Source organism: Methanosarcina soligelidi, assembly GCF_000744315.1.
Classification (GTDB): domain Archaea; phylum Halobacteriota; class Methanosarcinia; order Methanosarcinales; family Methanosarcinaceae; genus Methanosarcina; species Methanosarcina mazei.
On record NZ_JQLR01000001.1, the window covers coordinates 827,617 to 850,499 of the forward strand.

General features: G+C 40.7%; 21 protein-coding genes and 4 tRNA genes. 12 read left to right on the forward strand and 13 right to left on the reverse strand.

Going from position 1 to position 22,883, the window contains the following annotated elements:
- Positions 1 to 635: 635 nt before the first annotated feature.
- The 3 genes from M886_RS03645 to M886_RS03655 form a co-directional block, all read right to left on the reverse strand.
- On the reverse strand, positions 636 to 1,337 hold the full coding sequence (locus M886_RS03645) for a hypothetical protein (RefSeq protein WP_235203864.1): 702 nt from the start codon (positions 1,335 to 1,337) through the stop codon (positions 636 to 638).
- 330 nt (positions 1,338 to 1,667) lie between these two features.
- Complete coding sequence (locus tag M886_RS03650) at positions 1,668 to 2,111, reverse strand: Zn-ribbon domain-containing protein (RefSeq protein ID WP_011033208.1); 444 nt, start codon at positions 2,109 to 2,111, stop codon at positions 1,668 to 1,670.
- Positions 2,112 to 2,528: 417 nt separating this feature from the next.
- Positions 2,529 to 3,203, reverse strand: coding sequence for a phosphoribosyltransferase (locus M886_RS03655; RefSeq protein ID WP_084685121.1), 675 nt, complete (start codon positions 3,201 to 3,203; stop codon positions 2,529 to 2,531).
- Between the two features lie 457 nt (positions 3,204 to 3,660).
- On the opposite strand from M886_RS03655, the gene M886_RS03660 reads away from it, so the two are divergent.
- The 3 genes from M886_RS03660 to M886_RS19035 all read left to right on the forward strand — a co-directional run bounded on the left by M886_RS03660 (position 3,661) and on the right by M886_RS19035 (position 5,522).
- Positions 3,661 to 4,434 (forward strand): helix-turn-helix transcriptional regulator, encoded by a 774-nt coding sequence (locus M886_RS03660; RefSeq protein ID WP_152557984.1) that lies wholly within the window; start codon positions 3,661 to 3,663, stop codon positions 4,432 to 4,434.
- 254 nt (positions 4,435 to 4,688) lie between these two features.
- On the forward strand, positions 4,689 to 5,240 hold the full coding sequence (locus tag M886_RS03665) for a hypothetical protein (protein WP_053228865.1): 552 nt from the start codon (positions 4,689 to 4,691) through the stop codon (positions 5,238 to 5,240).
- Between the two features lie 48 nt (positions 5,241 to 5,288).
- On the forward strand, positions 5,289 to 5,522 hold the full coding sequence (locus M886_RS19035) for a protease inhibitor I42 family protein (protein WP_053228866.1): 234 nt from the start codon (positions 5,289 to 5,291) through the stop codon (positions 5,520 to 5,522).
- 96 nt (positions 5,523 to 5,618) lie between these two features.
- Here M886_RS19035 and M886_RS03670 read toward each other — a convergent pair whose 3' ends face one another.
- On the reverse strand, positions 5,619 to 5,837 hold the full coding sequence (locus M886_RS03670) for a hypothetical protein (RefSeq protein ID WP_230626456.1): 219 nt from the start codon (positions 5,835 to 5,837) through the stop codon (positions 5,619 to 5,621).
- A gap of 215 nt (positions 5,838 to 6,052) precedes the next feature.
- Here M886_RS03670 and M886_RS03675 point away from each other — a divergent pair.
- From M886_RS03675 to M886_RS03685, 3 genes are all read left to right on the forward strand, one after another.
- Positions 6,053 to 6,127, forward strand: a tRNA-Met gene (locus M886_RS03675).
- Positions 6,128 to 6,201: 74 nt separating this feature from the next.
- Positions 6,202 to 6,276: transfer RNA gene (locus tag M886_RS03680), tRNA-Met, on the forward strand.
- Between the two features lie 447 nt (positions 6,277 to 6,723).
- Positions 6,724 to 8,055, forward strand: coding sequence for a signal recognition particle protein Srp54 (locus tag M886_RS03685; protein ID WP_048042486.1), 1,332 nt, complete (start codon positions 6,724 to 6,726; stop codon positions 8,053 to 8,055).
- A gap of 197 nt (positions 8,056 to 8,252) precedes the next feature.
- On the opposite strand, the gene M886_RS03690 is transcribed toward M886_RS03685, so the two are convergent.
- A complete protein-coding gene (locus tag M886_RS03690; protein ID WP_048051013.1) occupies positions 8,253 to 9,683 on the reverse strand; it encodes an IS1634-like element ISMma20 family transposase in 1,431 nt (476 codons plus the stop codon).
- An 80-nt stretch (positions 9,684 to 9,763) separates the two neighbouring features.
- On the reverse strand, positions 9,764 to 10,333 hold the full coding sequence (locus M886_RS03695) for a GMP synthase subunit A (RefSeq protein ID WP_048037297.1): 570 nt from the start codon (positions 10,331 to 10,333) through the stop codon (positions 9,764 to 9,766).
- Positions 10,334 to 10,800: 467 nt separating this feature from the next.
- Between M886_RS03695 and M886_RS03700 the strand changes: the two genes are divergently transcribed.
- The 6 genes from M886_RS03700 (at position 10,801) to M886_RS03725 (ending at position 17,521) form a co-directional block, all read left to right on the forward strand.
- On the forward strand, positions 10,801 to 11,598 hold the full coding sequence (locus M886_RS03700) for a 2-amino-3,7-dideoxy-D-threo-hept-6-ulosonate synthase (protein WP_015411702.1): 798 nt from the start codon (positions 10,801 to 10,803) through the stop codon (positions 11,596 to 11,598).
- Between the two features lie 127 nt (positions 11,599 to 11,725).
- Complete coding sequence (locus tag M886_RS03705; protein ID WP_048050678.1) at positions 11,726 to 12,868, forward strand: 3-dehydroquinate synthase II; 1,143 nt, start codon at positions 11,726 to 11,728, stop codon at positions 12,866 to 12,868.
- 60 nt (positions 12,869 to 12,928) lie between these two features.
- Entirely contained in the window at positions 12,929 to 13,657 is a 729-nt protein-coding gene (aroD, locus tag M886_RS03710) for a type I 3-dehydroquinate dehydratase (protein WP_048050679.1), read from the forward strand.
- Positions 13,654 to 14,496, forward strand: a complete 843-nt coding sequence (locus M886_RS03715; protein ID WP_048050680.1) for a shikimate dehydrogenase — start codon at positions 13,654 to 13,656, stop codon at positions 14,494 to 14,496. Before aroD ends, M886_RS03715 begins: the two co-directional genes overlap by 4 nt.
- Complete coding sequence (locus M886_RS03720; protein ID WP_011033222.1) at positions 14,493 to 15,911, forward strand: prephenate dehydrogenase; 1,419 nt, start codon at positions 14,493 to 14,495, stop codon at positions 15,909 to 15,911. The genes M886_RS03715 and M886_RS03720 overlap by 4 nt, the downstream gene beginning before the upstream one ends.
- 74 nt (positions 15,912 to 15,985) lie before the next feature.
- Positions 15,986 to 17,521, forward strand: a complete 1,536-nt coding sequence (locus tag M886_RS03725) for a HEAT repeat domain-containing protein (RefSeq protein WP_048037826.1) — start codon at positions 15,986 to 15,988, stop codon at positions 17,519 to 17,521.
- 247 nt (positions 17,522 to 17,768) lie between these two features.
- On the opposite strand, the gene M886_RS03730 is transcribed toward M886_RS03725, so the two are convergent.
- The 7 genes from M886_RS03730 to M886_RS03760 form a co-directional block, all read right to left on the reverse strand.
- Complete coding sequence (locus tag M886_RS03730; protein WP_048037824.1) at positions 17,769 to 18,533, reverse strand: class I SAM-dependent methyltransferase; 765 nt, start codon at positions 18,531 to 18,533, stop codon at positions 17,769 to 17,771.
- Positions 18,534 to 18,870: 337 nt separating this feature from the next.
- Positions 18,871 to 19,539, reverse strand: coding sequence for a triose-phosphate isomerase (tpiA, locus tag M886_RS03735; RefSeq protein ID WP_048039996.1), 669 nt, complete (start codon positions 19,537 to 19,539; stop codon positions 18,871 to 18,873).
- Between the two features lie 48 nt (positions 19,540 to 19,587).
- The gene (locus M886_RS03740) at positions 19,588 to 20,766 is read right to left on the reverse strand and encodes a bifunctional 5,6,7,8-tetrahydromethanopterin hydro-lyase/3-hexulose-6-phosphate synthase (RefSeq protein ID WP_048050681.1); all 1,179 of its coding nucleotides are present in this window, start codon (positions 20,764 to 20,766) and stop codon (positions 19,588 to 19,590) included.
- 302 nt (positions 20,767 to 21,068) lie between these two features.
- Positions 21,069 to 21,686: an endonuclease III domain-containing protein gene (locus M886_RS03745; protein ID WP_048037296.1), complete on the reverse strand. Its 618-nt coding sequence runs from the start codon at positions 21,684 to 21,686 to the stop codon at positions 21,069 to 21,071.
- A gap of 185 nt (positions 21,687 to 21,871) precedes the next feature.
- Positions 21,872 to 21,943: transfer RNA gene (locus tag M886_RS03750), tRNA-Cys, on the reverse strand.
- A 71-nt stretch (positions 21,944 to 22,014) separates the two neighbouring features.
- Positions 22,015 to 22,086, reverse strand: a tRNA-Cys gene (locus tag M886_RS03755).
- 154 nt (positions 22,087 to 22,240) lie between these two features.
- Entirely contained in the window at positions 22,241 to 22,801 is a 561-nt protein-coding gene (locus M886_RS03760) for a YIP1 family protein (protein ID WP_011033228.1), read from the reverse strand.
- Positions 22,802 to 22,883: the final 82 nt, after the last annotated feature.

Genomic DNA, 22,883 nt, shown 5'->3' on the forward strand with positions numbered 1-22,883 from the left:
TACGGTTCTGTTTTTATGTAATTTTGAATAATTAATTATATATTTTTTAATTAATACAATATTGGAAGCTAATGTTCTACCCAAATTACTGGAATTATCGTCTGGAAGCCAGGTTTCAGGTAAAAATAATTTTACTTATCTATATTTCAGAATTTACAGATAACCCTGATCAGAGTACTAACCGCATTGCGAGATTAATAGTTAGTAACCATTAGTTAGCGGTTATAATATATAAGCTTTTCCATCAAACTCTTTATATTCGGATGATTTGAAAATAAGATGAAATTTATCAGTAAGGTAAGCTCTCTTATCATCACAAAACCCGCAAAACTTGAATCCACAAAGGATGAAAACGCCTTTAATTATGTAATAAAAAATTAAAGGATATATCGCTAAAGAATATTAAGCAAATGAAAGATAAAATGACTGCTAATTTCTCACAAAATTATTAAAATATCACATCAGGCAATTGGATTATTTCCACTTTAAATTACTTATTTCATTTTAAATCGATGATTTTCGTATCAGGTTACTTATTTTCATTTAAATTACACATTTTTGTTTTAAATTGCTTATTTTTGTTTTAAATTGCTTGCTTTTTCTATTTTCTGCATATCCTGACCCCTGTTTTAAGATTATCCCCGGATGGTGCCGGCTGTTCCTGACAGGTTATAAGTAGAGTTGAGGTTTGCAGGAGACATGGCTGGTGTCACATTAATATCTCCCTTCTTACCGAAGGAAAAATATTTCAGGGGATTTAACCAGCTTTTCAGCCTTTCTCTGTCCTTTTTCCAGTCTGTAATAAATACAATATAAACAGTTTTTTCGTCTTTTATTTCAGAGCTTACTGCAATATTGTACATAAGATCTTCAAACTTTATAGAACCGCTAAGTAATTCTCCGGAGACATAGAAAGTTGCCTCACTTTGAGGCACGTCTTTAACATACCCAGAATACTGGTACGACTTTCCTCCATTAAGTCTGGAAATCTTTTTAATCTGTATCTCAAAATCATTCTCCAGTAATCTGAGGCTTAAATTTCCATTTGCAGCGGCGCTTTCAAATACTTCAACATTTATTGTAACAGTTTCAAACCCGTCCCAGTATTTTTGAGACTCAAATGAAATATTCTGAACCTCAACCTTTTCAACTATATTATTAGAAGTCTTTGAAAAATTCTTAAGTATTTCTTCATTTGAATTAATCTTATCAGGTGGTCTTCCAGCAATTCCAGGAATTCTGGCTTTATTACTATCATCAGCTAAAATCAGATATCCTGAAAGAGCAACCAGACCCAAGAAGACTGCAATTAATGAGATTATACCCAAGCTGTCCATTTTCATTTAAATCCCGGTACCAATAAATATATTCAAATTATCAAGTAAAAAATCAATTATTTCATACCATAAATAACATTTTCTTTTTATTTCAATCTTTTTACATTATATCGAAAAAATAGCAAAAAAGTAAAGCTTCACGAAATGAAAAAAATGTATATAAAGAGCCGGATTGAAGCTAATATAATTAAAAAACTAAGAAATTCAAGAATAAATACAAGATAGACAAAATTAAGAAATTCAAGATAAATACAAGATAGAAAAAACAAGGAATTCAAGAATAGATTTAAGATGGAAAACTTTATAAAAATGAGAAATTATCTTCTCTCTTTAATCCTGGTTTCTCTTTTTGTTTTTCTTTTGCTGATTAAAAACAGAAGGCAAGTGGAGTGCATATGAACCTTCTTCCCTGATTGCCATAACAAGCTCCTTGCGCTCTAAAAGAGAATCCAGATTAAGTTCGTAAGAGCCGGGACCAAGAATCCTCACAGATTCCACCCTCTCCTCCTCAGTTTTAGTTTCGCTCCCTGATTCGTGTTCCTTCTCTTTTTCTTCGGATGCGAGGGCTTCGTCAATATTTCTGACAACCTCGTCCAGAGAGGCTTCAAGATCCAGTTTTTGTTCTTCCAGAGCGGCTCTTCCCGGGTTTTCCAAACCTTCTGGATCCTGTTTCACATAGAGAAATTTATTCCAGCCGCAGCTTGGGCAGCCGCTGAGGATTACAGAATCCCCGTCTTCAAAAATGGTTCCGCATCTGGTACATCTATGGGGCATGAGTTCACCAGTAATCAGTAATACAAACGTAAATGCTGTAGTATACAGCTCTAATGCATCTTAATTGCATATATACCTTAAATTAATAATTTGAACGGCACCCTGTTAAGTATGGGATTTATTTACACGAAATAAACGCTTATGTTATACTTCTCAAATGTTGTCTTAAATAATACCTTTAATAAATATGTATATTTGTATTTACAGTTTTTTTATTTAGCAAATTCAAAAGACCTGCTTTAACCCGAAGTTTTTACTCTTTATTTACTCTTTATTTACTCTTATTTACTCATTATTTACTTTTATTTACTCATTATTTACTTTTATTTACTCATTATTTACCTTACCCGATGCAGATTATTTACATCAAAATTTACATCAAAAACAATTATCGAGAACATGACATAAAAATCTATTTTATAAAAGTCTCCAGTACTTTTTCCCATTAATAATATCGGAAGTAGTTGTATAGATTCGGTCCATTTCTTCCAGAACTTCCGGAAGCCTGCCAGGTTGAGTAATTTCAAAAACCACAGGGTCAAGGGCATGATTTATGTAAAGGCTATGTTTAATATCTTCTAAACTCCAGAGCTTTTCTGGTTCTTTTCTCATGTTTTTTGTCAGAATGCTTATCATGTCTTCCATAAAATTCCAGGGATAAACAATCCATGCCCAATCTTCAAGACGTTCTCCTACATAATCAGGATCTATTTTTGAGCTTCCCAGGTACTGCAAGGAAGCAGTCCGTACCTCGCTGGGATTTCTGCTTTCCACATAAGTTTTAGCACTGATCATACTTTCCCCGGTATCTACAATATCATCTACAATAAGAACTTTTTTACCTTTAATTACATTATCAGAAAGAGGATACCGTATATACGGTTCACCAGTGTCAATAGCTACAGCCCCTATATAGTGCTCGACCTTAAGACTGGACAGGTCATCAAGTCCCAGAAAATCACACAGCACGCGTCCTGCAAACCAGCCTCCTCTGGCCAGTGCAATAATAACATCCGGCTCGTAACCGGAACTTTTGACTTCTCTTGAAATGTTTCGGCACAGATTGTAAATATAATCCCAGTTTGTAAGCACGCATCTAAACGATTCTATATAAAACCCTCCCGGATCCGAAACCCGGTATTGACAGGAAATTATGCTGTTTGGGGGGGCACTCATGTCCAGGCTCCACCTTCGAGATTATATAATTTAGCCCATAGGCTTTAAGTTTTCTTATCTTGTCAAAAAATAGTTTGGGAAAGAATTGAAAAGAAATATTTTAAAGTGGATTGAAAACCTTACATGCATAAAGACCTGAAACTTTGTTGATATATTCGAATGCGGTTAAAATATTATTTCAAAAGCAGTTAAGATATTATTCCAAAAAACTTTTAAAACTAAACATTATATTAATGGTTTTTTGGATATTATGGTTTCTTGGGCAGTAAGTTCGAGTTCTGGAAGATTACCGGCAAGCAGGAAAAGTCAAAAATAACAATTCTGCAGAGGCAAAGAGCATGTCTGCAGAGGCAAAGTCTGGAAAGTGAAAACAATGGATAGAATGTTAATAGACCTGCTCTTCATGTCTCAAAAAAGAAAGGACCTTTTAATACTTCTCAGAGATGGAGGGAAGACAATAGAAGAAATAGTAGATACTCTTAATGTCACCCCTACAGGAATGCTTCCGCAGATTAAAAAGCTAAAGGAAGAATTTCTTATTATTCAGGATGATAAAGAATACAGACTTACCCATCTGGCAGAAATTCTGGTAGAAAAAATGAAGCCTCTGCTTGACACTCTTGAGGTCATCGAAGAGCATAAAAATTTCTGGCAGGAACGTGACCTCAGTGATCTATCTCCTGAATTCCTTGAGAGACTTAATGAATTAAAACCATATTCTCTTGTAAAACCCGATCCTGACAAAATTTTCGAGACTTCCCCGGCATTTCTGAAAAACATAGAGAAATCAAAAAGAATAATGTCTTTATCTTCAATATTTCATCCGGCATTCCCGGAAATATTTCTAAGAATCGAAGGTGAAGATATTGAAATTACACTCATAGTGACAGAAAGAATTTATGAAAGGTTAAAAAAAGACTTTGGGGAAGAGCTGAAACTTTATATTGCCAGGAAAAACAGACAGCTTTTTGTTTGCACTGATGAACTGAAAATAGCTATGCTTACAAAAACCGAGCATTTTATGATGGCAGATTTTCTCACATGGAAAGGAGCCTATGATCAGGAAAGTATCGTGGCTTTCGAGCCTGCCTCTCTGAAATGGGCGGAAGAGCTTATTCTCCATTATAAAACCAGGCTCAGTAATTAAAGGATGGATCCTGAAAATAAGAAATAAAGATTACCGGAATTATTCCCCTGATACACTTTATCCTTCCATTAAAAACCCTGATATTGAAACCGGAAATTTAAAAACCGGTTTTTTACTTTTTCATTTTTTAAATGCTTCTACTTAAGAATTCCGGATTAAAAAATGAAAGCTACGAACAGAACTGAAGTTTAAGCAAAAGATAAATTGGAACAGGCTTATTTTTTCATCTATATATTAAAAGAAGAGGGAGACAGATGAAAGGAAAAATAGATGGAAAGTACATAAAAAGTATCAGGCATGTCAAAACTGTAAGATTGACAGCAGTCCTGTTTGCATTCTTTATAGTTGCTCTTTCCGGCTGTGTTGAAAACGTCGAGGACGAGCAGAATAACACCACTGAAATAGAATACACTTACGGTATGGCAAATGTGGAGAGTATTGATATTCTGATTATGGAATCTTTTCCAGTGCAGATAAATGTAATAGCAGAAGGCTATCTGCCTGATGGATGCACCAGGATTGACGAAATAAAGACCGAAAGGGAAGGAGAAACCTTCAATATCAATATCACGACAAAGCGTCCAAAAGATGCAATCTGCACCCAGGCTATAGAGAGCTTCAGGGAAACGATCCCCCTGGAAATCCAGGGTCTCAGAGCCGGAAATTATATTGTAAATGTAAATAGAGTGACCGGATCTTTTGAACTTACTGTCGATAATATCCTTAAGGAGACGCCGGACTCTATGCCACCGGGACAGCAGGTAGTAACAGAAGCTGGTAATGGGACAAATATAAATATCGAATAGGGCGAGAGTTTCTATCTTAGACTTAAGGATAACCCGTCTACAGGCTATTTGTGGGAATTAAACCTGAGCCAGGGACTTAATCTCACTGATATCAATGGAACATTTTATTCCCCAGACTCTCAGGAGGATATTCCACCTCTTGTTGGTGCTGGAGGAGTCCGTGAGTGGGAAATTAAAACGGATTCCGAGGGCGCCCAGCAGGTAACAGCGGTATATAAAAGGCCCTGGGAAAATGAAATAGGAACCGAAGACAGATTTATACTTAATGTTGATGTTTTCTGAGCAGTAATCTCATTTTTCATGCCTCTGATTCTTTTTACTTTCTCCTCATAGAGGCATGAAATATTTCTCTTAAGGACCGCATCGGCTTCAAGAGCTTTATAAGAGCCCGAGAGCTTCTTTAAGATCTTTGAGGCAACTGTCGCAGATATACGAGGTGCCTATCTGGGTACACTCGAGTATGTTTGCGTCTTCCCTATGTTCTTTTTCTTCCGTGTTTCCTGAATAGCTTTCACAGTAGATTCCGCATTTTACTTCACAATAAGCCCCGCAAAACAAACATCTGGTCATAATATAACGTGGGACTTCAGCTTTCAAATATCTTTCCCGAAAAAACCTGAGAAGCAGCTATTAGAAATGAAACCTGACATAAAGCCGGGTAAAATAGAGGAATTTGGCGAAGTTTTTAAATCGGACATGACTGTTATCCGGATTTTCCTGCAAAATAATAGGTGAGCGAAAAGTATATAAGTAATCGTTAGTATGTTCTGATAGCTGTCTCGGGCATAATGCCTGAAGTATAAAAGCCCCGTAGCGGGGTGGGGTAGCCAGGAGATCCCGACGGGCTCATAACCCGTAGACCGATGGTTCGAATCCATCCCCCGCTATAAGGAAAGTTTCGCATCTCTTCATGATAATAATCCTTTTGTAAAATAACCAGCAAACAATCAGCAAACCCCGTAGCGGGGTGGGGTAGCCAGGAGATCCCGACGGGCTCATAACCCGTAGACCGATGGTTCGAATCCATCCCCCGCTATTAAGAGTAATTTTTCATGAATTATTTTTCCGTTTTTCTTACCTGAAATTTTATGCATCCTCAGGTTTTTTTCATACTTTGATTTTTTATATCCGAGCGGTTATTTATATTCGGAGCATTTAATCTGCCTGATATTCAAATTCGTTTTACACATTCTACCATACACATTCTATCATACACATTCTATCATACACATTCTATCATACACATTCTATTATTATCTCAGACATTACCTTCACACCTTTTAAGTATCAAAAACTAAAAGGCTTATTAAACAAAGATCGCCTCTTATACAGAGTAAAATAAATGCAAAAAAGATCACCTTCTTATAAGGTAAAAAATAAAACCGGAAAACAACTTTGTACGCAGACGAATAAGATAAATTCAAGATATTAAATTTAATCTATCCTTTTATCCATCCTCAAAATTTAGCAGGACGATTCTCATATGGTAATGGAAAAACTCGGAGACTCCTTACAGGGAGCACTCAAAAAGCTGATCGGCGCAGGGAGAATTGATGAGCGCACGGTCAATGAAGTAGTAAAGGATATTCAGCGCGCTCTGCTCCAGGCTGACGTTAACGTAAAACTTGTCATGGGGATGTCGCAGAGAATCAAAGAGCGTGCAATGAAAGAAGACCCTCCTGCGGGTATGAACCCGAGGGAGCATGTGATCCGCATTGTGTATCAGGAACTGATGGAAATCATCGGGAAAGGAGCCGATATCCAGCTCAAACCCCAGACAATCATGATGGTGGGACTTCAGGGAAGCGGAAAGACCACAAGTGCTGCAAAACTGGCACGTTATTTCCAGAGAAAGGGGCTCAAAGCAGGTGTTGTTGCCGCAGATACCTTCCGGCCAGGAGCTTACCACCAGCTCAAGACTCTCTCTGAAAAGCTCAATGTGGGTTTTTACGGGGAGGAAGGAAACCCCGATGCTGTAGAGATTACCAGACATGGGCTTAAAGCACTCGAAAAATACGATATAAAAATAGTGGACACAGCAGGCAGGCACGCCCTTGAAGCCGACCTTATCGAAGAAATGGAGAGGATCCATGCCGTTGCAAAACCTGACCACAAGTTCATGGTTCTCGACGCGGGTATAGGGCAACAGGCAAGCCAGCAGGCTCATGCTTTCAATGACTCGGTAGGGATCACGGGCGTTATCATCACAAAACTGGACGGAACAGCAAAAGGTGGTGGAGCGCTTTCAGCAGTATCTGAAACAAAAGCTCCGATTGCCTTTATAGGAGTAGGGGAAACTCCGGAAGACTTTGAAAAGTTCGAGGCTGACAGGTTCATCTCAAGACTTCTTGGAATGGGGGACCTCAAGAGCCTGATGGAAAAGGCAGAGGAAAGCCTGAGCGAAGAAGACGTCAATGTCGAAGCCCTTATGCAGGGGCGCTTCACATTGAAAGATATGTACAAGCAGCTTGAAGCAATGAATAAAATGGGCCCTCTCAAGCAGATTATGTCAATGCTCCCTATGGGCATGGGAGGACTGGGAGGCGTGAAATTATCAGATGAGATGTTCCAGGCTACCAGTGACAAAATGAAGAATTACAAGGTCATTATGGACTCGATGACAGAAGATGAAATGGCTGACCCCAAGCTAATAGGCGGATCACGGATCAAAAGAATATCAAGAGGCTCTGGCTGCAGTCCTGAAGATGTCAGGGAACTTCTAAAATATCATAAAACCATGCAGACGGCTCTGAAAGGCTTCAGAGGCGGAAAATTCAATATCCAGAAAATGATGAAGAAGAAAATGGGGATGTAATAATCCCCGAGTTCTTTTTTAGATTTTGATTAAATAACTTACCGTTTTTTGATTTGATTCATTAGCTGATCCTGGAAGAATCATTACTGTAACCTAAGTTTGACAGCATCCACTAATTGATACTTTATTTTTCCCTTCTTTTTTGTCCCAATTTGACTTGACAATTCGTTCAATTTTATAAAAATTTCTTACATATTCTATGTAATTCCATTCCATTTTGCTACTATCAAGCTATTGATCCTGTCAAAATTCGCAAAAATATAGTTTTTGACGCCATTTATCCTGAACTTGATTGTAAGTGTCAAATTCTTCAAGCTTTTTTTAATGAATTTTGTAGAGGTGTGTTTTAGCTCTTCAAATTCATATCGCATCAGCGATATGAATAATTGAGCGATAAATCCAAGGATAATAGCTCCATAAACGCTATCCTCTGACCAAACTCTTAACGGCTTAATCTGGATTTCATTTTTCAACGAATGGAATATTTTCTCAATAGAATCCTTTTTTCTGTATGTTACTAACGCATCTTCAAGTGTCAAATCCCTGTTTGATTTCAGACAAAAAAATCCTTCTCTTCCATTAATCAGTGAAGCTCTAAGGAGTTCTACAGCTTCCTCGTCACTAAGCTCTTCGAGCTTAGTTCTAAAAGAGTAATCAATCTCAATCAATTCATTATTTATTCTGAATTTCTTAGGAAGCTTTTTCTTGTTTACTACAGCTTTCTGAATCTCTTTTGCTTCCTTTAACTTCCTCATAACAGCTCTTGCTTTTGCCTCTAACTGTCTTTTCTGTAAAGATTCAGAGAAATATAAGTATTTGATGCTGCTAGGCTTGACGATTTTTATCCCATATATACCTTTTTCGGAATCTATTAGTTCTGCTTTTTCCAGATAAAAGTTCTCTATTATTTTATCGTCACTTGTATTCAGTTTCATGGCAGTGAGATATTCCATCTCAGCATCCTGTATACTCTTGAGATTATCAGTGGTATTAGCTCCTTTATCAAAAATAATAAGAGAACCTTTTTTAAGTTTACTTTTTACCTGGTTATATGTGTCAGAGAAATGCTCCAGATCAAGAACGTTTCCTCTATTCACTGTAACTCCAATAGGAATGTTAATGGGATTAGCTAATTCACTAATTCCAACGGTTATCTGTAGCTTATCAGGTCTGTAATCTCTGCTATACCCGTATTTACCAAGTTTGGATTTAGTTCCGAAAAGAACTATACTCGTCCAATCCAGGTTTATATCTGTCTCTTCAAAATCGTATACAGAAAACAGAGAATCCAGAATATCAGAGAGAATTTCCTCTCTGTTACGTCCTAAAAGTTCAAGAGTTCTGTAAAGAACTCTTTCATGAAACTGTTCAAGATTTAAGATATCGAGAATCTCTTTCTGATTTAACCATTTGCCAGCTTCTTTGATACTGAAATTCTCAGTTAATTTATAGCTTAACAAACCGATTATTAAACTATTGAGGTCAAGACCTTTGCTTTTATGCTTGCTAAAAATGTCACAGAAATTAAGCTTTTCATAAAAGAGTTGGACGGCAAGAATCGGTCCGATAGGAACACATATATTCTTGTTAGGAATTGTAGGGAAGGCTCTATGTTTTGTGATGTTCATTTTACCAAACAACACAAAACAAAGAGCACTTATTTTTATATTACTGTCAAAGTCAGGCTGTAATATGTCAGTGCTTGAGATCAGTGCCTGTCGCAGACTTCAAAGAAATTCATCAGCAGCTCTTCTCCCTTCTTTGTGTGGGACACTTCAGGGTGCCATTGAACTCCATAAATCGGTTTTGTGGGGTGGCGCATGGCTTCAATCTCGCAGACATCCGAGCGGGCAAGATGGATAAATCCGTCAGGAAGAATGGCTACCTCATCAGCATGCGAGGCCCATACAGTTGTTTTCGGGCCAAGTCCTCTAAGTATGTCGTCTTCTTCGAGAACCTCTACTTCAATTTCAGCATAGCCTCCTTTTTTGCCTGCATGAACGTGCCCTCCGTAAGCGAGAGCAATTGCCTGGTGCCCCAGGCAGATTCCAAGTATAGGGACATCTATTTCTCTCACATAGTCAAAGCAAAGGCCTGCCCTTTCCATTTCAGGGCCACCACTCAGGATCAGCCCGTCAGGCTCTTCTGCCAGAATCTCTTCTATGGGGGTTACATTAGGAATGATTTTTGTATCCATGTCAAGGTCCCGGACAGTCCTGTGAATAAGGTGGCAAAACTGCCCGTAGTTGTTCACAACAAGGATTTTTAGTTCTCTCATAGTTCCTTCCGTTCCTGTTTACAAATATAAAATGTTCTTACGCTCTGAGCTTATCCTATTAGCCCATCTTATCCTATTTTAATTCTTGTATCTTCCAGGATTTGATTCAGCGCTTTCCTGTTCTCCAGCCCTCATTTTCTTAGACTTATATAATTGCACCAGAAGGAAAAGGTTTCAGGAAAGTTAACTGAGGATTTGAAACAGGAATAATAACCTGCTATAAAAGATTGTTAAATAAGAGAAAACTTTAAGAACTGAACATTATAGTACATAGATGTACAAATTAGCTCAATAACTTCATTAGAATTCAGAATAATTAAAACCGGATTTAAAAGAAGCTTGAATAAGTTTAAATACAAGTTCTGTGCTAGTATGTCACACACTAGCACGCTAGAAAAGAGTAAAGGTTAGAAAATCAGGAAAAAATAAACAGATAAAGTTAATCAGTTTAGAATAGGGGAATGACGATGTCTGAAATTGGCAAAAAGATCCGTATAGAAAGGCTGATGAATCGTGAGAGCAGAAACATGGTAATTATTCCGCTGGACCATGGAATCTCTGACGGACCTATTGAAGGGCTTATTAATATTACCGATACAGTTAATAGGGTTGCCGAAGGAGGAGCAAATGCAGTTCTCATGCAGAAGGGCATGGTCAGGTACGGACATAGAGGATACGGCCACGATATCGGGCTTGTTGTGCATATCAGTGCCTCTTCTGTCCTGAGCCCGGACCCAAATGCCAAAGTGCAGGTCTGTACCGTTGAAGAAGTGATTAAGATGGGAGCTGATGCAGTTTCCATGCATATCAACGTGGGATCTGATACAGAAGCCGACCAGCTTGAAATGCTCGGGAAAATCTCAAGGGACTGTACGGAATGGGGTATGCCTCTTCTTGCCATGATGTACCCGAGAGGCAAAAAGATCACAAACCCACATGACCCGGTAAATGTGGCACACGCTGCAAGAATTGGAGCCGAACTCGGGGCTGATGTTGTGAAAACCGTATACACCGGAGACCCTGACAGTTTCAGGGATGTTGTGAGGGGCTGTCCTGTGCCTGTGGTAATTGCAGGCGGGCCGAAGACCTCTACCGACATGGAACTTCTTGAAATGATTGACGGGGCAATGGAAGCCGGAGCAAGAGGAGCTGCAATAGGAAGAAATGTCTTCCAGCACGGGGACCCTGTCAGGCTGACCAGGGCTATCTGCGAAATCGTTCACCACAGAAGGCCTGTAGAAGAAGCTCTGGAGCAGCTAAAATAAAAATATTGAATAAAAAAGGCCCGCTGTGAAAAAGACACAGAATGAAGGATTCCCAAGCAGGGTTTCGGAGAATGTACCGGAATAAATCCGGAATAAAAACAGAATTTATGAACGGGGTTGAAAGCCTTTGAAAAAGAAAAGCGTCTGGATAAAAGCCGATGAAGGCGGATGGGAAGAACAGAAAGATAGGATCACGACAGGCCTGGAATCCGGAGCCGACTGTGTACTTGTAAACCCGGGAGATGTAGGAAAGGTAAGAGAACTTGGAAACATTACAGTTGCAGCCTTTGCCCGTGACAACAGGTCCGGGGCTGACATCGTGGTCGTGGGAAAGAGAGGGGAAGGAGACGGGACAAAACCCCTGCCGAAGGAGATTCCGGGTTCTTTTGATGTAAACGCAGCAATCATGCTCACTGACAAAGGCTTAACCGTAGGCGGATACGTGGTCATAAAGGATAAGCACTATGAGCACTTCGCAGCCGAAATGGGAAAAATCTGCGATTATCTGCTTGTTACCGGCACGGACTGGAAAGTTATTCCTCTCGAAAACCTGATAGCTGATCTCCAGCGTGAGAAAGTTAAGATTATCTTTGGAGTAAAAAGTGCTGAGGAAGCAAAACTTGCCTTCCAGACTCTTGAAGCTGGAGCCGATGGAGTCCTTCTTGACAGCGGAAACCCCCAGGATATAAAGGACACAATAAAAGCTGCAAGAGAACTTGAAAGCGAAAGCGCTGAACTTGAGCCTGCGATTGTAACCAGGGTAGAACCTCTTGGAATGGGAGACAGAGTCTGTGTGGACACATGCAACCTCATGCAGCGCGGAGAAGGAATGCTTATAGGTTCACAGGCAAGCGGGATGTTCCTGGTAAATTCGGAGTCTGACGACAGTCCTTACGTGGCAGCCCGCCCATTCAGGGTAAATGCAGGTGCAGTTCATTCTTATATAAAAATTGGAGACAAAACCCGCTATCTTTCAGAACTCCAGGCTGGAGACAGCGTTACTATCATAGACTCAAGAGGGAAGCAGAGGGAAGGAATAGTTGGCAGGGTAAAGATAGAAAGCCGCCCACTTATGCTAATTGAAGCAAAAGCCGGAGACCGGACTTTAACCGCAATCCTGCAAAATGCCGAAACCATCAAGCTTGTAGGAAAGGACGGAACCCCTATCTCGGTTGCAAAGCTCAAAAAAGGTGATGAGGTTCTGGTACGCCTCGAAGAAGGAGCCAGGCATTTCGGCAAAAAAATCGAAGAGACGATTATAGAGAAATAAAGCAGGAAAGACTCTGTAAAGTCGATAGCAGCAGATTTCTACTCCCGGTTCGGAGAAAGCATGACTCAAATAGGCTCGTTTGATCTTGAAAAGAAAACTGCAGTTGTTGCAGTAATTCTTGAGAAACCCCTTGAAAATTCAAAGAAGGCAGCCGAAAAAGGAGCTGATATCCTTGAAATCCGGCTGGACCTGCTTGGGATAAGGAATCCTGAGAGAGCTGCAGAGATGATAAGGGAAATAAAAGCCGAAACCGGGCTTCCCATAATTGTTACCAGCCGTTCGGGAGCGGAAGGAGGAAAGTGGGATGGAAAAGAAGAAGATAGAACAGAACTTCTTATAAATCTTCTTTCTTTAAAAGATGGCCCGGATGCGATTGATATCGAACTTTCTGCCGGCATGAAAGAAAGAAACAGGGTTATTAAAGCGGCTAAGGACCGGGGAACAGCTGTAATTGTCTCTTCCCATGACTTTTTGAAAACCCCTCCCCTCCAGAACATGAGGACAATTATTGAAGAAATGTTTCTTGCAGGTGCAGATATTGCCAAACTTGCAGTTATGCCCCTGTCAGTGGAAGATACCCTTAACCTGCTGAGAGTTACTCTGGACTTTAAAGATGCAGGAAAATCCGTGTGCACAATTGCAATGGGCAGTCAAGGAAAGCATACAAGAGTTGTTGCCCCTTTTTATGGTTCAGTTCTTACATACGCTTCTATAGAAAGTGATGAGTCTGCAGCTCCTGGCCAGCTTCCGGTAAATGAAATAAAAAGAATAATGGAAATGCTAAAATGAAGCAGGTTTTTGGTGTATTTGGAGACCCTGTAGGTCATTCCCTTTCCCCAGCCATGCATAATGCAGCTTTTTCAGCGCTTGGCATGGACTGTATCTATCACGCTTTCAGGGTCACTCCGGAAAAGCTGGAAAAAGCGATCCTTGGAGCTGAAGCTATGGGATTTGGAGGGATTAACCTTACAGTTCCCTTGAAAGAAAAGGCTTTAAAACTTGACTTCGTCAAGCCTGACCTCCTTGCAAAGAGAATTGGAGCAGTGAATACTCTGGTATTCGGGAAAAAGGGAGATATCCAGGGATATAACACTGACGGGCCTGGGGCAAAGCAGGCGCTTCTGGACACTGGAGTGGAAATTAGGGGGTCCAGAATGGTGGTCGCAGGAGCAGGAGGAGCAGCAAGGGCAGTTGCTTTTCAGCTTGCAGCCGACGGTGCAGATATCACAGTAATAAACAGGACAGAAGAAAGGGCAGTAGGACTTGCAAGAGAAATCTCGGCTGCAGACCTTCCGGGAAAAATCAGAGGTACCGGGCTTTCAGGATTAAAAGAACTGTTAAGGGATGCCGATGTCCTGATAAATACCACAACTCTCGGAATGCACCCGAACACGGACGCAACTATTGTAACAGCAGAAGAGCTTCACAGCGGCCTTACAGTTTTTGATATCGTATATAACCCACTTGAGACAAGGCTTTTAAGGGAAGCCAGGACATCAGGAGCAAAAACGATAAGCGGGGTTTTAATGCTCGTCTATCAGGGAGCAGAAGCTTTCAGGCTCTGGACAGGGGTTGAGCCTCCGCTGGAGCTTATGAAAAAGACCGTACTGGAGGCTCTGCAAGCTTGAATACGGACTACGATGCTGGAAAAACGAAGGTTCTGATCCTTGGCGGGACCGGAGAGATGGGGCAGTGGTTCACACGTTTTTTCAAAGAAAGAGGCTATGAGGTTACTGTCTGGGGAAAAGGCGGCAAGATAGAAGTCGCGAAAAAACTGGACGTACCTTTTGCTTTAGACCTTGAGGCAGTTATCCCTGAAAGTGACATAGTGATAGTTTCCGTCCCGATCAATGCAACAGAAGAAACCATCGCAGAAATCGCCCCAAAAATGAAAGCTGGAAGCATTCTTATGGATTTTACCTCAATAAAGGTAGGACCTGTTGAAGCGATGAGAAAGTTTGCGCCCAAAGATGTTGAAATTCTTGGGACGCACCCCATGTTTGGTCCGACAATTCCCACAATAAGGGGGCAAACAGTAATCCTTGTTCCGGTAAAAGGGTATTCGGAAAAATGGTTTCCGGTAATCAGACAGCTTTTTGAGGAAAGCGGCGCGCACGTTGAGATCACAACTGCAGAGGAACACGACAGGCTGGTCTCAGTAGTGCAGGGGCTTACTCATTTTGCTTATATTGCTATAGGCACAACCATTGACAGGCTTGATTTTGACGTCAAAAAGTCCAGAAAATTCGTAAGCCCGGTTTACAGTATAATGCTCGACTTTGTGGGCAGGATCCTGGGACAGAATCCCTATCTCTATGCCCTGATTCAGATGGAAAACCCTGGAGTTCCTGAGGTGCATGAAGCATTTATAAAAGAGTGTGAGGAGCTTTCCAGCCTTGTGAAGGCACACGATGAGGAAGGCTTTGTAAGAAAGATGAAAGCAGCTGCCCGTAAATATGATGACACATCTCATGCCCTGCGCAGGTCGGACAAACTGATCAACTCCAGGATAATCGAATATGAAACTATCCTGAATTCTACAGGAAAAGTCTGTGGTTTTTCTCATATTTATTCCGGAAATATCCACGTGGGCAGACTGGAAAAAGTTAGACCGAACGAGATAGTTCTTATGAAACTTGTCTCAAAAGGTACTGCTCCCAATATAAAAAACAGATTTATAACACTAAAGCTTGAAAACCTTCGCCCCCTTTCGGAAGCTGAACTAAGGGAATGGAGAAAAGAAAACCTGGAGCATTCGGTAAGGGATATTTCAGTCGTGATCCCTGAAGGAGCCGATCCTGAAGTAGTCCTCAGGGCGGTGAGTACAAATAAACATCTTGCAGACTGTAAAATCAGTGACATTTATAAAGGGGTTAATGGGACGTTGCTAGAAAAAAAAGGAAGTACAGCCGAAAAATTGGGAGTAACTTACAGAATAAGTATATTTGGGGATTGTGACGCAGATTCTGTTGAAACTGAGGTGACAGCCCTTCTTTGCGGTCTCGGATGCCGTATAAGAGAGAAAAACCTGAAATTCAGTTAATGAAAAGGTTTTTCTCTCTGCCGGGCTTAATAAACAGAGAAATACATATAAACAATTAATAGATAGAAATTATAATGTCCCAGGTCAAATGGAAAATTTCTCTTTTATTTGCACTTATCACTCTTTCCATATTTTTTTCACTTTTATTAAGTAGTGATAAGTTTACGGAAAGTATGGGAAACGAAGTAAATACTACAGCAATGGCTGGAGTTTCGGGAGAAAATCAGGTTATAAGCCTTATGAACAGACTGGAAACTGGCAATGGAAGTGAAGCCAGGTTAAACGCCGCGACTGAACTTGGGAACCTCGGAGAGCCAGCTGCCAGCGCTATCATTGAGAAAATGGAAGCCGAAAACCCGAGTCTGGGGGGAGAAATAAAGAGTTACATGCTTCTTGCACTTCTTGAAACAGGAGATAAAAGAGCGGAGAATATTATTTCTGAATACCTTGGAAAAGAAGAAGCTTCAAATGCGGCTGTAGCAGACGGTGTACAGAGTAAAGGAGAAGTCCCGGAAGATATTATGCTGGCTATACAAGCAAAAGATAAAGCCATGAGAGAGAGCCTTGCAAGGTCTATGACCAGTGAATACGGAAATGATACAGACCTTCTTGAAGAAGCCCTCAAGGCAGAAGAACAGAATTCCACTCTATATACCTCCTTTGTACTCTCAAATTTTGAATTTGAATCTGAAAACGAAACTGAAATACTTCTTCAAGCTCTTAAAAGCGAAAAAGGATACGTGAGAGTTTCAGCTGCGATGGCTCTTGGACAAAAAAAGGAAAAAGCCGCAACAGATCCTTTACTGAAGATGCTTGCTCAGGATTACCCTCTGGCCGGACACAGTGCAGTTATGGCACTTGGAGAAATGGGAGATGAAAGAGCTGTAAACACCCTGATGAACGAATTGAAAAATAACGGGAAGGATTACATCAGGAGCAGCACTGCAATAGCTCTTGGGAAATTGGAGGCAGAAGAGGCAGTGCCTTATCTGATAGAAAGACTGAGAGATACCAGAGCTTCGGTAAGGAGTAATTCAGCCCTTGTACTTGGTAAAATAGGGGATGAAACAGCAGTAGAACCTCTGAAAAATATTCTGGAAAGCGGCAAGGATGCTGAAGGGAGAAGAAAAGATAGCCTGAATACAGGTGTGGATGTCCGAAAAAGCACTGTCCTTGCTCTTGGAGGAATAGGGGGCACTGAGGCTACACAAACATTAATTGGCGTAATAAACGACGAGGGAGAAATACCTGATGTAAGGGTAGCCGCAACCATAGCTCTCGGGAACATAGGAAGCCCTGAAGCTGTAAATGTCCTTAAAAAGACTTATGAAAACCAGAACATGAATATGAACGTCAGAAACGGAGCCCTTATTGCTCTTGGTAAAACTGAAAACCAGGAAGCTGCAGAGTTTTTTATAGAAAAAATAGGAGATAAAGACTTTGGAGTGAGTGCCAGAGAAGCCCTTATCAACATGGGAGAAACGGCAGTTGAACCCCTGATAGAAAACCTGAAAACAGAAGACCAGAAAATTAAGGATGAAACTGCCCTGATCCTTATTGAAATAGGGGATCCAAGAGCGGTTGAACCTCTTATTGAAGCATATCAGTAACTAAAAAATCCTTAGGAAATCTGAAAAGCGGCTGAAAAAGCCGCACTATTTTTTATTCATATGTGTTAGAGTATTATTATTCATATATGTTAGAGTATTATTATTCATATATGTTAGAGTATTATTATTCATATATGTTAGAATATTATTATTCATATATGTTAGAGTATTATTATTCATATATGTTAGAGTATTATTATTCATATATGTTAGAGTATTATAATCGTATTATTTATCTGTGGATTTTTTAAGGTTCAGAAACCGATCGCTTTTTAACAGCCCTTATGAAATAAATCGGGTGGGAATAATCGAGCTTATCCAGCAGGCTTCCGTGTTTCCTGGCAGAACGGCAAAGAGAATCCATACTTTCAATATTAATCTCCTCAAACCCGGCATCATTCAATAAACCGAATACCCTATCAGGTTTTAAGCTATACAGAGGGAGATCATTTTTAATCAGCTGGTATTGATTCTTAAAAGGGTCTTGACGATTTATTTCCTTTACAGACCGGATGAGTCCGGAAACCGTACGGATCGATTTCAGGAATATCCCGGAGCTGTACCAGTCCCCATCAATAGCAATTATCATGCCGTCTTTCTTCAACACTCTCTTCCATTCCAGGAGAGCCTTTTTCGGGTCAGGAAGTGTCCAGAGGAGGAATTTGCTAGACACAACATCGAAATGTGCGTCAGGAAGCTGCAAATTTTCTGCGTCTCCCTGAATAAAATTAATATCAAGAGATCTCTGTAAGACATTTTTCCTGGCTTTTTCAAGCATGCTGGCAGACAGATCGACAGCAGTTAAATGATGTCCCATCTCTGCAAACATCAGAGCAAGCTGGCCAGGTCCTGTGCCCACGTCAAGTATCTCAAGGTGTTTTCTCCCGCCCAGCTTTGAAGCAAGCATATTTTTCCAGGCAATCCTTTCCTCTTCAGAGTACTCCACAATGCCAGTGCTGTAGATCTCGCTGCGGTGGTCCCAGTAGTTTCTGATTATTTCCTTAGTTTCCATCAAATTACTCCATGAAAGCGATTTTATAACCAGTCTAATTAATGATCAAGTATAGAGTGAAAAAATGTTAACATAAATAATTCAATATTTGTAATACGATATTACACAAACATATAAAATATTCACTATTATTAACAAAGAATAGATTGCTAATACAAATATCAGAATAAAGATGAATAAAAAAGAATTACTTAAAACCAGAAATAAAAAAGAAAAAAGCCGATTCTTCTGCTTGATACTGGAGATAAGAAAACAGAAAAAAAGATGAGAAAATAACAGAACTCTCATCAAATAAAGACAAATCTAAAGCTCAACCTGAAATTCAACAAAGTGAGACTTAAACAAGCCGAATAAGGTCTTCAAGTGCAGCTTTAGGATCTGAAGCTTTCACTATACCGGATGCGAGTAGTACTCCCTGCGAGCCAAGGTCAAGGGCTGCCCTCAGGTCTTCACCTTTTGAAATTCCGGCTCCGCAAAGCACTTTTACATCAGGATTGATCTTTGAAACCGCTTCAACCGAACCACTGACAACTTCAGGGTCGGCTTTTGAGACAGGAATTCCGCTACCTATAAGCTCAGGTGGCTCGATTGCTACGTAATCAGGAACAAGCGCTGCAGCTGCTGCAGTTGTGGGGACGTTGTTGGTGCATATAACTGCCCTGAGCCCGAACTCTTTTGCAGCTTTCAACGAAGCTTCGATTTCCGCAAGGGTCAGACGCCTTTCAGAGTGGTTGATAAGAGTCCCGAAAGCTCCTGCTTCTTTTATACATTTCCCGAAAACATGGCCTGTAAAGCTTCCTGCTCCTATGCCGTCCATATGCTGGGAAAAAACCGAAAGTTCAACTTCGGAAGCTACCCTGTAAATATCCGGAAGCTGAGGAGCTACTGCAATCTCGATACCTGACTCTTCGGATACGGTTTTGCAGGCTTTTGCAATATCAACTGCGCCCTTGCCTGTGCCCTGTATATAAGTCTTATAGTTCAGTAAAATGAATGGTGAACCCAAAAAAATCCCCTCCTGAAAAAAGAAAAAAAAGCGTGAAAATACACGCTTTCAGAAGTCTGTCATGACTCTGAACTGGTCAATCTCTGGCTTGTTAAGGCTGTTGATAAACTGTTCAGCCATTTCCCTGACGTCTTTTGCATTGGTGATTGCACGTCCGACCACAAGGATATCAGCACCCTGGCTGAGGGCTACAGGAACCTTGTCGAGGCGGACTCCACCTGCAACTGCAACCAGAGCCTTTGGAGCGATCTTTTTGATTTCTCCAATATTGCCCCAGGCGTGTTCTGTGCCTTCAATATCGATTCCACGGTGAAGCTCAATGACATCTGGCATGACTTTGAGCTGCTTTAAGACAGAAATCGGATCCTGCTGATTAAGGGTGTCCATAACCGCGTAGATTCCGGTCTTGTGGGCTTCCTCAATAAGTTTATCAATGGTGCTGATAGGAGCAAGGGCTGAAACTACAATAGCGTCACCTGCGGCGTCTGCAACCATTCTGGCTTCAAGGTTTCCGGTGTCCAGAGTCTTCAAGTCAGCAACGATGAATGCATCCGGTCTTACCTGCCTGATCTTGGAAATAACATCTGTGCCGTAGCGCTTGATAAGTGGCGTGCCTGCTTCGATGATTACGTGGTCGCTCTTCGGGATTTCCGAGATAGCCGAGAGCACGAACTCAAGGTTCGGGTTGTCAAAGGCAATCTGTAGATATGGTGGGTCCCAGAGCCTTGTAACTTTGAATCCCATGATAGCATGTGTGGACTTGTTGCTTTCCTCAAGTACAGTGTCGATGTCGGGGAAGCCTTCAAGTGCCCTCTTTATTGCGAGTTTTGTGGCTCCGTAGTTGTACCTGTAGATTTTATTGTAGTCCTGGGCTTCAGGGTGGATAAAAACGCTTACCACAATAACAAGGTCTTCAACCTGGTCCTTCGGGATCACGCCTTCTTCTACGGAGTCTGCTACTGCTTTTGCAACAGCTGACTGGGCAGGTCCGAAAATCCTAGCTGCCTGGTCCATGTTTTTTACAGTGACCTTCGGGATAATAAGGGTTGAAGGCTTGGGCGGCAGATTTGGCCTGATAACTGAAAGGAGAGGGGTGTGCCCGGCTGAAAGCTGGGTAAGGCCGTTTGCAAAAGCCTGCCCTACTGGACCTCCCTTGTCTCCTATCATCAAATCAACGTGGGCAAGTTCTGAGCCCTGCCCCATTAATGCTTCTCCTATCTGAAACATGTTTAACCTCGCGAAATGGTAAATGTGAGATGCAGATTACTGATGATATACACTGTGCAGAGTATTGAATTTTGAGAGTACAATGTAAAGAATGATGTTTGTGCACCTGAAATGAATCTGTCATCGAATTAAGGGATAAGCATAACCCTTTTGCCAGCTTAATGCCAGCTTTATATAAATAATCTCGTATCCCCATAATAGTTTTCTATCCATGCACAATGCCTTATGAATTCGATTATACAGATTAGTTTCACAGAAAAAATAGTAAAGGAATCCTGATCAAAGGAGGATTGAAATCCTGATCAAAGGAGAATTTTAGGGCAGATATCATTCAGGATGCAAATCCCGCACCTGGGAGATATGGGCCGGCAGACATTTTGCCCGAATTTTACAAGCAAAATATTTACATGTCTCCAGTATTTTTGCGGCAGGAGCTTTTTTAATTCCATTTCCGTTTCCTCGGGATTTTTTGTTACTACCAGCCCTAGCCGGTTAGAAATCCTGTGGACGTGGGTATCAACGGCAAGAGCATCTTCTTTAAGGAATGCATGCGCAAGTACACAATTAGCTGTTTTTCTGCCGACTCCAGGGAGTTTAAGGAGAGTCTCCATATCATCCGGGACCTTGCCGTTATAATCTTCCAGTAAAATCCGGGATATTTCCTTTATCCTTCCTGCCTTGACCCGATAAAAACCAACGTCTCTTATGAGCTCTTCAATATCCTCAACGTTAGCTTCGACCATTTCCTCAGGGGTCGAAAACCTTTCAAAAAGCTTCTTTGCTGCAGGGTAGGTCACATCGTCACGGGTTCTGTGTGACATGACAGTGGAAATCAATGCAAAAAAAGGCTCCCGTACATCTACAGTGCAGCCATCGGGATAAAGTTCGAAAAGTCTCCGCATGAGTTCGTCAGTGTCCATGCCCAGAATTAGTATTCTTTTGATATAAAAAATACCAGATTAAAAAGGTGATTGTTTTCTCAGCTAAAAAAGAAAAAAATTTTCCAGAGAAAGCTCAACTAAAGATAAAAAGATTTAGAGAAAATCCAGGAAAAGACAAAAGAAACAAATTTTAAATGAGAAAGAAAAAGATAAAGTGTTTAAAAAGCCAAGGTCCGGATTCGAACCGGAATGGTATCGCTCTGCAGGCGATTGCGTAGCCGCTCCGCCACCTTGGCACAAAGTGGATTCGTTTAAAGCACTTTATTGAATATATACTTTTAGGTTGAGTTGTTTATTAGAAGAGAAAAGCCAAGATCCGGATTCGAACCGGAATGGTATCGCTCTGCAGGCGATTGCGTAGCCGCTCCGCCATCTTGGCATTTTTGAACACGTCTTAGTCGTGTAGATGCAATTAAAGTAATTTCTTATATATAAATATTTAGCTTGAAAAGGTGAATAATAAAAAATTTTAAGAAATAAGTAAAAAAATTTTTGGGTTATCTCTTAAAAAGAGACACCCGGATGATATATGCTTAAACAAGAGTTGAAAAAGTACTGGATAGAACAAATACTGCTACAGCCACGGCCAGTAAGATGATCAGGACTAGAGGCAAGAGTACAGCTATCGCCGATTTTACCATACTGACATCATGTACAATCATTCCGCCGAGAATATAAAGATATAGTCCGTAAAATCCGAAAACCCAGCCGATAAAAGGGATCCAGGAAAGCAGCATCACAGCAGTCGCATAGCATATGAACCTTACAGTACCTTCATAGCTCCCTTTGCCACCAAGCACTTTATAAATTATGTAAAGTATTGCAGCCCCTACGAGTACAGAAATAATACCCGTAATGGGAAACGTAATCGCGATAATGAGCGAATTAAAAAGACCGGGACCGCCGGAACCTATTCCATATCCATACATATCTCCGATCATTTCGCGGTTGAAAAGTGCACTCAAAAGCCCGTATATGAGATAACTGATTGCTGCAAAAGTAAGCGGCTCAGCGTATCCTCCGGTCACTGGCATTTTTCGGTAAAAATTAGAAGGTCTTTGAATGACCTCTTTCCATGTTTCGATATAATCCATAGAATATCCCGATAAAAAATATGCATGAGTCATATTTAAACATGAGTCAAAAAGAAATCTGCTTTTAGATAAACAGGATCTC

Coding starts and splice junctions, on each gene's coding strand:
- M886_RS03715 (WP_048050680.1), top strand. CDS start 13,654: ATGAAGCAGGTTTTTGGTGTATTTGGAGACCCTGTAGGTCATTCCCTT.
- M886_RS03730 (WP_048037824.1), bottom strand. CDS start 18,533: ATGGAAACTAAGGAAATAATCAGAAACTACTGGGACCACCGCAGCGAG.
- M886_RS03740 (WP_048050681.1), bottom strand. CDS start 20,766: ATGTTTCAGATAGGAGAAGCATTAATGGGGCAGGGCTCAGAACTTGCC.
- M886_RS03725 (WP_048037826.1), top strand. CDS start 15,986: ATGTCCCAGGTCAAATGGAAAATTTCTCTTTTATTTGCACTTATCACT.
- M886_RS03700 (WP_015411702.1), top strand. CDS start 10,801: ATGTCTGAAATTGGCAAAAAGATCCGTATAGAAAGGCTGATGAATCGT.
- M886_RS03690 (WP_048051013.1), bottom strand. CDS start 9,683: ATGAACATCACAAAACATAGAGCCTTCCCTACAATTCCTAACAAGAAT.
- M886_RS03660 (WP_152557984.1), top strand. CDS start 3,661: ATGGATAGAATGTTAATAGACCTGCTCTTCATGTCTCAAAAAAGAAAG.
- M886_RS03645 (WP_235203864.1), bottom strand. CDS start 1,337: ATGGACAGCTTGGGTATAATCTCATTAATTGCAGTCTTCTTGGGTCTG.
- M886_RS03665 (WP_053228865.1), top strand. CDS start 4,689: ATGAAAGGAAAAATAGATGGAAAGTACATAAAAAGTATCAGGCATGTC.
- M886_RS03685 (WP_048042486.1), top strand. CDS start 6,724: ATGGTAATGGAAAAACTCGGAGACTCCTTACAGGGAGCACTCAAAAAG.
- M886_RS03760 (WP_011033228.1), bottom strand. CDS start 22,801: ATGGATTATATCGAAACATGGAAAGAGGTCATTCAAAGACCTTCTAAT.
- M886_RS03650 (WP_011033208.1), bottom strand. CDS start 2,111: ATGCCCCATAGATGTACCAGATGCGGAACCATTTTTGAAGACGGGGAT.
- aroD (WP_048050679.1), top strand. CDS start 12,929: ATGACTCAAATAGGCTCGTTTGATCTTGAAAAGAAAACTGCAGTTGTT.
- M886_RS03695 (WP_048037297.1), bottom strand. CDS start 10,333: ATGAGAGAACTAAAAATCCTTGTTGTGAACAACTACGGGCAGTTTTGC.
- M886_RS03745 (WP_048037296.1), bottom strand. CDS start 21,686: ATGGACACTGACGAACTCATGCGGAGACTTTTCGAACTTTATCCCGAT.